Source organism: Kocuria sp. MNB10, from assembly GCF_054073685.1.
This window is the reverse complement of the sequence record NZ_CM133411.1, coordinates 1,971,853-1,984,052: the sequence shown is the minus strand read 5'-3', so window position 1 is coordinate 1,984,052 and position 12,200 is coordinate 1,971,853. Positions and strand designations below refer to the sequence as shown.

The 12,200-nt window shown below is 70.8% G+C and carries 11 protein-coding genes and 1 riboswitch; of the genes, 2 read left to right on the top strand and 9 right to left on the bottom strand.

Annotated elements, in window-relative coordinates:
• Positions 1-225: 225 nt before the first annotated feature.
• From ACW9PK_RS08945 to ACW9PK_RS08905, 9 genes are all read right to left on the bottom strand, one after another.
• Complete coding sequence (locus ACW9PK_RS08945) at positions 226-969, bottom strand: MBL fold metallo-hydrolase (protein WP_457015601.1); 744 nt, start codon at positions 967-969, stop codon at positions 226-228.
• Between the two features lie 134 nt (positions 970-1,103).
• Positions 1,104-2,249 carry a glycine cleavage system aminomethyltransferase GcvT gene (gene gcvT / locus ACW9PK_RS08940; RefSeq protein WP_457015600.1) on the bottom strand — a complete coding sequence of 382 codons (1,146 nt, stop codon included), beginning with the start codon at positions 2,247-2,249 and terminating at the stop codon, positions 1,104-1,106.
• Positions 2,246-5,149, bottom strand: a complete 2,904-nt coding sequence (gene gcvP, locus ACW9PK_RS08935) for an aminomethyl-transferring glycine dehydrogenase (protein ID WP_457015598.1) — start codon at positions 5,147-5,149, stop codon at positions 2,246-2,248. Before gcvP ends, gcvT begins: the two co-directional genes overlap by 4 nt.
• Positions 5,150-5,310: 161 nt before the next feature.
• A riboswitch (glycine riboswitch) is annotated at positions 5,311-5,429 on the bottom strand.
• Between the two features lie 158 nt (positions 5,430-5,587).
• On the bottom strand, positions 5,588-5,974 hold the full coding sequence (gene rplL, locus ACW9PK_RS08930) for a 50S ribosomal protein L7/L12 (protein WP_131332458.1): 387 nt from the start codon (positions 5,972-5,974) through the stop codon (positions 5,588-5,590).
• A 122-nt stretch (positions 5,975-6,096) separates the two neighbouring features.
• Positions 6,097-6,630 (bottom strand): 50S ribosomal protein L10, encoded by a 534-nt coding sequence (gene rplJ, locus ACW9PK_RS08925; RefSeq protein ID WP_035959878.1) that lies wholly within the window; start codon positions 6,628-6,630, stop codon positions 6,097-6,099.
• A gap of 304 nt (positions 6,631-6,934) precedes the next feature.
• Positions 6,935-7,771, bottom strand: a complete 837-nt coding sequence (gene fdhD / locus ACW9PK_RS08920) for a formate dehydrogenase accessory sulfurtransferase FdhD (protein WP_368835018.1) — start codon at positions 7,769-7,771, stop codon at positions 6,935-6,937.
• Position 7,772: 1 nt separating this feature from the next.
• Complete coding sequence (locus tag ACW9PK_RS08915) at positions 7,773-8,948, bottom strand: molybdenum cofactor biosynthesis protein MoaE (RefSeq protein ID WP_457015597.1); 1,176 nt, start codon at positions 8,946-8,948, stop codon at positions 7,773-7,775.
• Positions 8,945-9,373, bottom strand: coding sequence for a cyclic pyranopterin monophosphate synthase MoaC (gene moaC / locus ACW9PK_RS08910; RefSeq protein ID WP_239318162.1), 429 nt, complete (start codon positions 9,371-9,373; stop codon positions 8,945-8,947). Before moaC ends, ACW9PK_RS08915 begins: the two co-directional genes overlap by 4 nt.
• Before the next feature lie 65 nt (positions 9,374-9,438).
• Entirely contained in the window at positions 9,439-10,788 is a 1,350-nt protein-coding gene (locus ACW9PK_RS08905) for a molybdopterin molybdotransferase MoeA (protein WP_457015596.1), read from the bottom strand.
• 66 nt (positions 10,789-10,854) lie between these two features.
• Here ACW9PK_RS08905 and moaA point away from each other — a divergent pair, with 66 nt between their 5' ends.
• Positions 10,855-11,931, top strand: coding sequence for a GTP 3',8-cyclase MoaA (moaA, locus tag ACW9PK_RS08900; RefSeq protein ID WP_457015595.1), 1,077 nt, complete (start codon positions 10,855-10,857; stop codon positions 11,929-11,931).
• Positions 11,932-11,935: 4 nt separating this feature from the next.
• Positions 11,936-12,199 carry a MoaD/ThiS family protein gene (locus ACW9PK_RS08895; RefSeq protein ID WP_457017192.1) on the top strand — a complete coding sequence of 88 codons (264 nt, stop codon included), beginning with the start codon at positions 11,936-11,938 and terminating at the stop codon, positions 12,197-12,199.
• Position 12,200 lies beyond the last annotated feature (1 nt).

Here is a 12,200-nt window from a genome sequence, read left to right as displayed (position 1 = left end):
ACAGACATGCAGTGAATACGCGAGGTTCCCGGGGAGAGAAAAAGGGGCCGGTTTTCGATGCTCGTCGACAACCGCCCCTGCGGCGCCCACCGCTATATGAAGGCACGCATGCATAAGGGACAACGCAAAGTACTAGCTTAGGCGAACTGCGCCCGTTTGTCCACACCGGTGCTGGACGAAATCCCGTCCGGGCCGTAAGATGCCCGCCCCTCGGGCGGCGCCCCCTCAGGCGACCCCGTTCTCCCGGGCCAGTTCGACGGCGCGTCCCACGCCTTCACGCCACGGGTCGCCGTGTCCGGGCAGCACCAGGGTGGCTCCCGTGACCTCGAGTGCGGCGAGGGATTCCACGGCCATCGCGCTGTCCGCGGTGGCGGCGCGGGCCACGATGCGGGGGCCCGTGAGACCCGAGTAGGGGTCCAGGGTCACGAGCGCGTCCCCCGATATCACGGCGTCCGCTGTAGGGACGTACAGCGCGCAGTGCCCGTACGTGTGGCCCGCGGTGAACACGACCCGCGGGCGGCCCGGGACGGGGACGGTCTCCCCCGCGGTCAGCTCGCGGGTCACGGTCACGCCCCGCACCATCGCGGCGCCACCGGCGATCATGGACGCGAGGATCGGCACGGCGCGCGGGTGACGCAGCGGGTAGACGGCCGTGGGGTTCTCGTGCGCGTAGCTGTAAGGGTGTGCCGCGAGGTGCTTGTCCCGCTGGTGGGCGTAAACGGGAATCTTGAGCCGGTCCACGAGTTTCGCGGCGACCCCCACGTGGTCGAAGTGCGCATGGGTCAACACGAGCGCTTTGATGTCCTCCGGGGCGTGGCCGAGTTCGCGCACGGCCCACCCGAGTTCGTTCCACACCCTGGGCAGACCGGCGTCCACGACCGTGAGGCCGTCCGAGTCCTCCAGGACATAGCAGTTCACGTTGTGGTTCTGGATCATATGGATCCCGGGGGCGACGTCGCGCAGGAACACGGCGTTCTCCTTGTCCGTCCCGCCCCGATTACACGGGGCGGGACCCTCACCGGCCCGCGCGGTCCTCGGAACGTGCACGGCGGAGCGGGCCTGCCTAGAGACTACTCCGGGCGGCTCGCTCCCCACACCACCCTTCAGGACCGCTTGTAGAAGGGCAGCGCGGTGCGCGTGACCTCCACGGCGCGCCCGCGTGCGTCCTGGACGCTCACCTCACCGGCGTCGATCCCGTCGACGGCGTCCGTGGCCACGAGCGCCATGGCCACCGGCTTGCCCAGCGTGGGCGAGGGCAGCCCGCTCGTGACCTCACCCACGGTGCGCTCCCCCACGTGCACGGTGTAGCCCGCACGCACGGGTTTGCGACCCAGGCCCTCCAGACCGATGAGGGTGCGTTCGGGCGTGCCTTCCAGCATCGCCGCGAGCACCTCCTCGCCGACCGTGGTGGTGCCGGCCTCCGCCTTCTTGCGCAGGGCGATCTCCACGAGCTTGCCGAGTCCCGCTTCGACCGGGGTGATCTCCGTGGACAGTTCGTGACCGTACAGCGGCATCCCGGCCTCGAGCCGCAGGGAGTCGCGCGCCGCGAGACCCGCCGCTCCCACGGGGGCCTCCTCCGTGCCAAGCTCGGCCGCGGTCGCCAGGAGCGCGTCCCACAGCACGGGCGCGTCCTGGTTGGCGCAGTACAGTTCGAAACCGTCCTCGCCCGTGTACCCGGTGCGGGCCACGAGCACGGCCACGTCCGCGCAGCGTGCGCGCACGCACGCGTAGTACTTCAGCGCGGCGACGTCCTCGGCCGGTTCCAAACGCGTGGCCTCGAGCACCTCGAGGGCGCGCGGACCCTGGACGGCGATCAGCGACGTCGCCGGACCGTTGTCCGTGACGCGCACGTCGAAGCCCTGGGCGCGCTCCTGGAGCGCACGCACGACCGTCTCCTGGTTGCCCGCGTTCGGCACCACGAGGTATTCGTCCTCGTCCGTACGGTAGGTAATGAGGTCGTCCAGGATCCTGCCCTGTTCGTCCACGATGATCGAGTATTTGGCGCGGCCCACCGTGAGCCCGGAGAGCACACCTACGAGGGCGTAGTCCAGGAACGCGCCGGCCTGCGGACCCGAGACCGAGACCTCCCCCATGTGGGACAGATCGAAGATCCCGGCGCCGCGGCGCACCGCGTGGTGCTCGGCGGTGTCGCTCGCGTAGCGCACGGGCATGGTCCAGCCACCGAAGTCGGTGAACCGCGCCCCCAACCGCTCGTGGGCCTCGTACAGTGCGGTGCGCTGCTCGCTCATCGAGTCTCCTCCTGTGCTACTGCTGCGGTGTTGTACGCGGCGTCGAACGCCTCGATGGGCGGGCACTCGCACACGAGGTTGCGGTCCCCCGCGGCGTTGTCGATCCGGCCCACGGGGGGCCAGTACTTGACCCGGCGCAGGGACGCGACCGGGTAGGCGGCCTGCGAGCGCGGGTAGGCGCGCTGCCACTCGTCCGCGGTGAGCACCTGGGCGGTGTGCGGGGCGTTGCGGATCACGGAGTCCTCGAGGGACACGGTGCCGTCCGCGATCTCCTGCATCTCCGCGTGGATCGTGCGCATCGCGGCGATGAACCGGTCCTGCTCCTCGAGGCCCTCGGACTCGGTGGGCTCGACCATCAGGGTCCCGGCGACCGGGAACGCGAGCGTGGGCGCGTGGAACCCGAAGTCCACGAGGCGCTTGCACACGTCCTCGGCCGTGACGCCGGAGGCCTTGGTCATGGGCCGCAGGTCCAGGATGCACTCGTGGGCCACGAGCCCGCCGTCCCCGGTGTACAGCGTGGGGAACACGTCCGCGAGCGCGCGGGAGATGTAGTTGGCCCCGAGCACCGCGGTGCGCGTGGATTCAGTCAGCCCCTGCGCGCCCGTCATGGCGATGTACATCCACGTGATGGGCAGAACCCCCGCGGAACCGTAGGGAGCCTGCGCCACGGGGAAGCCCGCGCCGTGCTCGTCCAGGTCCGCGTCCGCCGGGTTGCCCGGCAGGTACGGCACGAGGTGTTCGGCCACGGCCACGGGGCCCACACCGGGCCCGCCGCCGCCGTGCGGGATGCAGAAGGTCTTGTGCAGGTTCAGGTGGGAGACGTCCCCGCCGAAGCGGCCGGGCCGTGCCAGCCCCATGAGCGCGTTGAGGTTCGCGCCGTCCACGTAGACCTGACCACCGGCGTCGTGTACCGCGGCGCACACCTCGGTGATGTCCGTGTCGTAGACGCCGTGGGTCGAGGGGTAGGTGACCATGATGCCCGCGAGCTCGTCCCCCACCGCCTCGATCTTGGCCGCGAGGTCCGCCTGATCGATCGTGCCGTCCGCGGCGGTCGCCACGACCACGACCTTGAGGTCCGCGAGCACGGCCGACGCCGCGTTGGTCCCGTGCGCCGAGGACGGGATGAGGATCGTCTTGCGCTGACCCTCGCCGCGGGCCAGCTGGTACCGCCGGATGGCCAGCAGACCCGCGAGTTCACCCTGCGAACCGGCGTTGGGCTGCACGGACACCGCCGCGTAGCCGGTGATCTCCGCGAGCCATGTCTGCAACTGCTCGATCAGTTCGGTCCAGCCCTGGGTCTGATCCGCAGGGGCCAACGGGTGGATACTCGCGAACTCGGGCCACGAGATGGGTTCCATCTCCGCCGCCGCGTTGAGCTTCATGGTGCACGAGCCCAGCGGGATCATGGTGCGGTCCAGCGCCAGGTCCTTGTCGGAGAGTTCGCGCAGCCACCGCATGAGCGAGGTCTCGGAGCGGTGCGTGTGGAAGACCGGGTGGGTCATGTACTCGTCCGTGCGCAGCCACTCGTCCGGCAGTGCGTCCGCGCTCGCGGCTTCCCCGGAGTCCGAGGTGCGCGCGCCGCACGCCTCGGACACCGCGGTGAGCACGTCCTGGACGTCCCGCTGCGTATGGGGTTCACCGAAGCTCACGCCCACCGTGTCCTGGTCGATGCGGCGGAGGTTGATCCCGCGGTCCGCGGCCGCGGCCACGATGCCGTCCGCCCGGCCCGGCGCGGAGAAGGTCACGGTGTCGAAGAACCGCTCGTGGGCGACGTCGATCCCGCGCTCCCGCAACCCGGCGGCGAGCTCCGTGGCGAGACCGTGCAGCCGCTCGGCGAGGGCACGCAGTGCGACGGGACCGTGGTGCACCGCGTAGGCCGCGGCCACGATCGCGAGCAGGGCCTGCGCCGTGCAGATGTTGGAGGTCGCCTTCTCGCGTCGGATGTGCTGCTCACGTGTCTGCAGCGCGAGCCGGTACGCGGGTGCGCCCGAGGAATCGGTGGACACCCCCACGATGCGCCCCGGCAAGGAGCGTTCGGTACCCTTGCGGGTCGCCATGAACGCGGCGTGCGGGCCCCCGAAGAACAGGGGCACCCCGAAGCGCTGGGCCGAACCGACCGCGATGTCCGCGCCCAGCTCACCCGGGCTGCGCAGCATGGTCAAGGCGAGCAGGTCGGTGCTCACGGTCACGAGCGCGCCCACCTCGTGCGCGGCGTCGATCACCGCGGTGGGATCCGTGACGTCCCCGTCCGCACCGATCTGCGCGACGACGACGCCGAAGACGTCACCCTCCGAGACCGCCCGCGCGGCGGCGTCGGGATCACCGAGGTCCGCCGTGACAAGCTCGATACCCGCGGCACGGGTGCGGCCCGTGAGCACGGCGAGGGTCTGGGGCAGGCTGCGGCTGTCCACGAGCACGCGCAGGCTCTTGGATCGGCGGTTGGCGCGGCGCATCATGAGCACGGCCTCGGCCACGGCGGAGGACTCGTCCAGCAGGGACGCGTTGGCCACCTCGAGGCCGGTGAGATCGATCACCGCGTTCTGGAACGTGAGCAGCAGCTCGAGCCGGCCTTGGGAGATCTCGGGCTGGTACGGCGTGTAGGACGTGTAGAACCCCGGGTTCTCCAGGATGTTGCGACGGACCGCTGCGGGCGTCACGGTGTCGTGGTAGCCCTGCCCGATCATCTGGCGCATCACGGTGTTGCGCGCAGCGATCGAGCGCAGGGCTGCGAGGGCCTCGGGCTCGTCGAGGGGTTCCGGCAGGTCCAGGGCGTCCCGGACACGGATGCTCTCGGGGACGGCGCGGTCGATCAGTTCGTCGAGACCGGCCACCCCCACGGTGCGGAGCATGACGGCCATGTCATCGGCGTCGGGGCCGATGTGGCGTGACAGGAAGGACATACGAGGGTCTCCTGGGCTGCTTGTGGGCGCGCGAGGGCCCGGTGAGTCCTCCCCGCTCTGTATCGCAACCTGAGAGATTTCGCCGGCGGGCGCAGCAGCTCGCGCCCGTCGACCTGCCCCGTCGGTGCTCTCCCCGTGACGGGGTGAGCTCTTCAGAGTGGCCTGGTGCGGCGGTACGGGTGCCTGAGAGATTCCCGGGGAGGGTTTGCTCCTTCGGCGATGGCGCGCTGCCCGCGGTACCGGCTCACGAGGATCCGCCATGCTCTCCCGCCGTACGGTGACGGCCAGATGGTCACACACAGTTTCGCACATCACACCGCGGCGGGGAATGCGCGAAACCCCGCACCGATGATCGGTGCGGGGTTTCGCGGTGATGTCGTGCCGAACGGGCCCGGGGGTCACGTCACGGGACACGGCGGGCGCACGAGGCGCCGTGGATCACTTGACGGTGACGGTGGCGCCGGCGCCCTCGAGGGCTTCCTTCGCCTTGTCAGCGGCTTCCTTGGTCGCGCCTTCGAGGACGGCCTTGGGAGCGCTGTCCACGAGGTCCTTGGCTTCCTTCAGGCCCAGGGAGGTCAGGCCGCGAACTTCCTTGATGACCTGGATCTTCTTGTCACCGGCGGATTCGAGGATGACGTCGAACTCGGTCTTCTCCTCCTCGGCCGCACCGGCGTCGCCGCCGGCGGGAGCGGCACCGGCCACGGCCACGGGGGCGGCAGCGGTGACGTCGAAGGTCTCCTCGAACGCCTTCACGAACTCGGACAGCTCGATGAGGGACAGTTCCTTGAAGGCCTCGATGAGTTCTTCGGTGGTCAGCTTAGCCATGGTATTGGCTCCTTACTTGTACGTGGTGCCGGTGCTGGTGGCGCCGGCGAGGTGTGCGTGGGAAGAACACGGGTGTTTCCCGGGCACTCGCCCGGGACCCCGCAACCGGGTCCCCGAAGGGATCAGGCGGCGTTCTCGCCCTGTTCGTCCAGCTTGGCGCGCAGGGCCTCGGCGGTGCGCACGGTCTTGGACAGCGGGGCCTGGAACAGCGCAGCAGCCTTGGACATCGACGCCTTGGCGGCGCCGGCGACCTTAGCCAGCAGAACCTCGCGGGACTCGAGGTCCGCGAGCTTCTTGATCTCGGACTCGTCCATCGCGACGCCATCCAGGTAACCGCCCTTGACGACCAACTGGGGGTTGTCCTTGGCGAAGTCACGCAGACTCTTGGCGGCCTCGACGGCGTCACCGGAGACGAACGCGATGGCCGAGGGGCCCGTGAGCTTGCCCTCGAACGCGTCAATACCGGACTCGCGAGCCGCGATGGCGGTGAGCGTGTTCTTCACCACGGCGTATTCGGCGTTCTCACCGAGGGAACGGCGCAGCGTCTTCAGCTGAGCCACGGTGAGACCGCGGTACTCCGTCAGGACGGCAGCATGCGAGTTGGAGAAGAATTCCTTCAACTCCGCAACCGCGGCAGCCTTTTCAGGATTCGCCATGGTGCTCCTTCCTTACATGTGGGTGCCGGCCCGCGTCCCGTACGAGGACACGAAAAAAGCCCCGCGCAGATGCCCGGGGCTCGAGACCACGTCCTGATCACACGCATGAAGATGCGGTTTTGAGGAGCGGAATTCGTGCTGGTTCACCTGCGCTGGACGGTTCACGTTTCCGAGAACCTCTTAGATCGCGCGTACCGGGGCACGCGTGATGACCGGCGGTCTTTGGTACATCGATCGTACCCCAGGGCGCGGTGCCCACCAAATCAGCGGGGCGCGGGTGCCCATCAAATCGTCAGGGCCCGGTTCACTCCCCCGTGATGCGCTCCGGGTGGGTGTAGACGTTGCACCGACCCTTGCGGTTGAACCCCACGACCGTGACCCCGCGCTCCCGCCCGTGGGTCACGGCGAGTGCGGAGGGTGCGCTGACCGCGGAGAGCACGGGGATCCCGGCCATGGCGGCCTTGCTCACAAGCTCGAACGACGCCCGAGCGGAGACCTGCAGGACCGCTTCGTGCAGCGGCAGCAGTCCTCGCTGCACCGCCCACCCGATGACCTTGTCCACGGCGTTGTGCCGGCCCACGTCCTCCCGGGCCACGAGGGGTTCGTCCCGGCCCACGGGGAACAGCGCCGCCGCGTGCACCCCGCCCGTGGCGGAGAAGACCCGCTGGTGCTCCCGCAACTCATCCGGCAGGGACACGAGCCGCGCCGCGGTGACGAGTGGACGCGGGTGCGCCACGGGGTACGCGGAGGACTTGACCACCCCGTCCAACGACGGCGTGCCGCACACCCCGCACGACGAGGATGTGAACACCTGGCGCTGGGCGTCCGCGCGCGGCCCCGGGGCCGCCGGTGCGAGCCGGACGTCCACCACGTTGTACGTGCGGTGCCCGTCCTGGTCCACGCCCGAGCGGTAGTCCATCTTCACGATGTGCGAGACCTCCGTGATCACGGCCTCGCTCAGCAGCAGCCCCGTCACGAGTTCGAAGTCGTCCCCGGGCGTGCGCATGGTCACGGTGAACTGTTGCCCGTTCAGCCGGATCTCCAGGGGTTCCTCCCCCGCGAGCCGGTCCGGACCCGCGCGCACTTCTCCGTGGGCGTCGAACGTGCGCACGCGAGCGGGGACGATGATCCGAGCGGCCATCTCAGGCGTCCAGCCCCACCCAGTTGTGCTGCCCGTCCTCGAAGCTCTGCCGCTTCCAGATGGGCACGCGTTCCTTGATGAGGTCCACGAGCTGCGCGCACGCTTCGAACGCCTCGCGACGGTGTCCCGCGGCCACGGCCACCTCGAGCGCGCTGTCCCCCACGGCGAGCGCGCCGATCCGGTGCGCGGCCCACAAGCGCACGTCCGGGTGGGCGCTCGCGATCTCACCGACCACGTCCCGCATGACCTCGCCCGCGCTGGGGTGGGCGCTGTACTCAAGCGCCGTGACACCGTCCTTGCCGCCGTCGTGGTCGCGGATCACGCCGCTGAACCCGACGACCGCCCCGCACCGCGGATGCTGGACCGCACGCTGCGCCTCGGCCGCATCCAGGGGGTCGGTCGTGACGAGCGCCAGCAGCACCTCGCCCGCCGAGGGCTCGGCGCCCGGCGCGGCGTCGTCGTCGGACGACGACGACGCTGCGGGCACCTGCGCGCCGACCGTGCCCGCGGCGGGGGCGGCGTCATGGCCGGGCACGTCCGTGCGCTCGGCGTGGCCCGGGGAGTCCGGGACCGCCGCGGGGACGACCTCCCCCTGCGCGGAGCGCGTCACGGAGCGGTCCTCCCCGTGACCGTGCACGTCCTCGAGCTGTGCGCTGATGTGGTCCAGCAGGGGGTCCAGCACGGTCATCCCGTCCTTGATGCCCCCGCGCGAGCCCGGGAGGTTCACCATGAAGGTCTGGCCGGTGTGCCCCGCGACCCCGCGGCTCATCACGGCCGTGGGGGTCTTCTGCAGCCCCGCGCTCCACAGCGCGTGCATGATCCCCGGCGACTCGCGCTCCAGCACCCGGGCCGTGGACTCGGGCGTGACGTCGTCCGAGTTCAGTCCGGTGCCCCCGGTCGTGATCACGAACCGCGGGGCGGCAGGCCCGGACGCCGATGTGAGGTCGCGCAGCAGCTCGAGGACCTCGGGACCGTCCGGGATCACGCGCAGCGTCACGTCCAGGCCGCGGCCCCGCAACCAGTCCCGCAGTAGCGGCCCACAACGGTCCTCCGCCGCGCCCGACGCCGCCGAGCTGGACACCACGACCACCACGGCGCCGCGCCCCTCCAGGTGGGTGTCGCCCACCTCGTGTCGACGGGAGGGACGGCCGTGGGCCGGATCCGCGTGCTCACTCACCGGGCGCTCCAATCGCCGCTCTTGCCGCCGGACTTGGCGAGCACGCGGGTGTCGGTGATCGTGGCGGCCTTGTCCACGGCCTTGATCATGTCGTACAGGGTCAGCGCGGCCACGCTCGCCGCAGTGAGGGCCTCCATCTCCACGCCGGTCACACCGCGGGTGCGCACGGTCGTCTCGATCACCACGCGGTCCTCGCCCGGGGTGAGGTCCACGGTCACCTTGCTCAGGGGCAGCGGGTGGCACAGGGGCACGAGGTCCGGGGTGCGCTTGGCGGCCATGATCCCGGCCACGCGCGCCACGGCGAGCGCGTCCCCCTTGGGCAGCCCCCCCGAGGCCAGCAGGTCGATCACGTCCGGGCGGGTCATGAGCACGGCCTGGGCGGTGGCCTCGCGCGAGGTCACCGCCTTCTCGCTCACGTCCACCATGTGCGCCGTGCCGTCCTCCCGCACGTGTGTCAGGTGCTGTTGTCCGGGCTCCGGCTCTCGTTCGCTCACGCTGGCTCTCCTGTTCGTTCCGTTCCGTCTGCTGCGCCCGCGGGCACCGGGTCGTCGTCCGCGGGCAGCACGCCGCCGTCCACCGGCAGTACCGCCACGGTCGTCCCGGCAGCGAGTTCGTGCTCCCCGGGCGGGATGCGCACCAGGACGTCCGCATGGGCGGCGGCGCTCAGCAGGTGCGACGACGCTCCCCCCACGAGACGCACGCGCGGGACCGTTCCGTCCCCCGGGTGTTCCATGCTCCCGCGGCGCAGCTGGGTCCTGGTATCCAGCGGTCGAACCGCCTCGCCCAATTCGGCCGTGAACCACCGCGGCGACGGGCAACACCCCCACGCGGCCGCGAGCGCGGGACGAACGAAGACCTCGCACGAGACCCACGTGCTCACGGGATTACCGGGCAGGCAGATCACGGGCACGCCACGGAACGTGCCGTGTCCCTGGGGGCCTCCCGGTTGCATGGCCACGTGGTCGAACCACGTGTCCCGGCCCTCCCGCTCGAGGCCCTGGCGCACGACCTCGAACGCACCCGCGCTGATCCCGCCGCTCGTGATCACGAGGTGGGGTCGTGCCTCGGTGACAACGTGATCCAGGACTCGCACGAAGGCGTCCGGGTCATCGTCCGCACGGACCCGGGTCACCGATTCGGCGCCCGCCTCGGACAACCACGCGGCCAGCAAGGGGCCGTTGGCGTCGTGGTACATCCCGGGGCGCGGCGCGTGCCCGTCGGGCGCGATCTCGTCCCCTCCGCTCACCACGACCACACGCGGTCCGGTGCGCACGGGCACCTCGGTTCCCGGGCCCAGTCCGAGCGCGGCGCACGCACCGAGCGCCGCAGCCCCCAGCCGCGTTCCGGCGGGCAGCGCCACGGCGCCGCGGGCGACGTCGCTCCCGGCCGCGCGCACGAAGGTGCCCTCGGTGACGGACCGGGCGACGTCGGGGCTGATCGTCACGGCCGGGACGTCGAAGCGCGGGGGACGCACCCGTTCCACGGGGATCACCGCGTCCGCACCCTCGGGGAGCACGGCCCCGGTCATCACGGCGGTCACGGTACCGGGTGTGTGCCGCGCCGGTTCGGCACCTGCGGGCCGCACGTCCGCGACGGGCAGTTCAATCCCTTCAGTATCCCCTGGGTGGGGCGGGACGGAGGGGGTCAGATCGGCCACGCGCACCGCGAACCCGTCCATCTGCGAGTTCGCCAACGGCGGCAGGTCCGCCTCCGCCACGAGGTCCCGGGCAAGCACGCGTCCCGCGGCGCGCGCGAGGGGCAGGAGTGTGGCGTCGTCGTGGGACGCGGAGTTGAGCAACTCGGCCAGCGTGCGCTGGTGCGTTTCGATACAGCGGGACATGGCTCCAGGGTAGCCACCCCGCCGGGGGTTCCGCCCGTGCTGGGGGCAGCACCTACACTGGACGGTATGTCCGTTTTCCTCGGTAATCCCCATGTCCTCCCCGTTCGCGGGGTGCCCACGCAGGGGCCGTTGACGGACCGCTTCGGACGTACCGCCACGGACCTGCGCATCTCCCTCACGGACAAGTGCAACCTCCGGTGCACGTACTGCATGCCCGCGGAGGGCATGCAGTGGCTGCCGCGTGAATCGTTGCTGACGGTCCCGGAGATCGTGCGCTTGGCCGCCATCGCCGTCTCGGACTTCGGGGTGCGGGAGATCCGACTCACGGGCGGGGAACCGCTCATCCGCCCCGATCTCGAGGAGCTCGTGGCCGCCCTGACCGAGCGCATGCCGGGGATCCCCGTGTCCATGACGAGCAACGGCATCGGACTCGCCGGGCGTGCCCAGGCCCTCGCGGACGGCGGGATGACCCGCGTGAACATCTCCCTGGACACCCTGTGCGCGGACACCTACGAGAAGCTCGCCCGCCGCGGGCGGCTCACCCAAACGCTCGAGGGCGTGGCTGCCGCCCAGGACGCGGGCATGAGCCCGGTCAAGCTCAATGCCGTCCTGATGCGCGGGATCAACGACCACGAGGCGCCCGCGCTGCTGCGCTGGGCCCTGGACCACGACTGCGCCCTGCGCTTCATCGAACAGATGCCCCTGGACGCGGACCACGGCTGGACCCGGAAGAACATGGTCACGGCCACCGAGATCCGCGAGTCCCTGTCCCGGGACTTCGACATCACCCCGGACACCGCACCCCGCGCGGGCGCCCCCGCGGAGAAGTACCTCGTGCGGGAACGCGGTCAGGACACCGTGGTGGGGACCGTGGGGATCATCGCGTCCGTCACGGAACCGTTCTGCGAGGACTGCACGCGCACTCGGATCACCGCGGACGGCCACGTGCGCTCGTGTCTGTTCTCCCACCACGAGACGGATCTGATGCACCTGTTGCGCTCGAACGCAACCGACCGGGACATCGCCCAACGCTGGCGCGATGCCACGTGGGTCAAGCCGCGCGCCCACGGGATGGACCACGCGGGCCTCGACTCCGGGGACTACGTCCAGCCCGACCGCAGCATGAGTGCGATCGGGGGCTGAGACCGTGCTCGTGCGTTATTTCGCGGCCGCCGCTGCCGCGGCCGGGACAGAGGAAGAGCACGTGGAGACCACCACGGCGCTGACCCGCTCCGAGCTGCAGCAACTGTTGGTCACCCTGCACCCCGTGGCCCCACCGGGCGAACGCACGTTGGCCCAGGTGTTGCCGCAATGCTCGTGGCTCGTGGACGGTGTGGCCGCCCTGGACCAGGAGTCCCCGCTGGCCCCGGCCGCCACGGTGGACGTCCTCCCGCCCTTCGCGGGGGGCTGAT

Bases quoted from the DNA above. Each gene is read 5' to 3' on its own strand.
- rplJ (WP_035959878.1), bottom strand. From the start codon at position 6,630: ATGGCGAATCCTGAAAAGGCTGCCGCGGTTGCGGAGTTGAAGGAATTC.
- rplL (WP_131332458.1), bottom strand. From the start codon at position 5,974: ATGGCTAAGCTGACCACCGAAGAACTCATCGAGGCCTTCAAGGAACTG.
- moaA (WP_457015595.1), top strand. From the start codon at position 10,855: ATGTCCGTTTTCCTCGGTAATCCCCATGTCCTCCCCGTTCGCGGGGTG.
- moaC (WP_239318162.1), bottom strand. From the start codon at position 9,373: ATGGTGGACGTGAGCGAGAAGGCGGTGACCTCGCGCGAGGCCACCGCC.
- fdhD (WP_368835018.1), bottom strand. From the start codon at position 7,771: ATGGCCGCTCGGATCATCGTCCCCGCTCGCGTGCGCACGTTCGACGCC.
- gcvT (WP_457015600.1), bottom strand. From the start codon at position 2,249: ATGAGCGAGCAGCGCACCGCACTGTACGAGGCCCACGAGCGGTTGGGG.
- ACW9PK_RS08905 (WP_457015596.1), bottom strand. From the start codon at position 10,788: ATGTCCCGCTGTATCGAAACGCACCAGCGCACGCTGGCCGAGTTGCTC.
- gcvP (WP_457015598.1), bottom strand. From the start codon at position 5,149: ATGTCCTTCCTGTCACGCCACATCGGCCCCGACGCCGATGACATGGCC.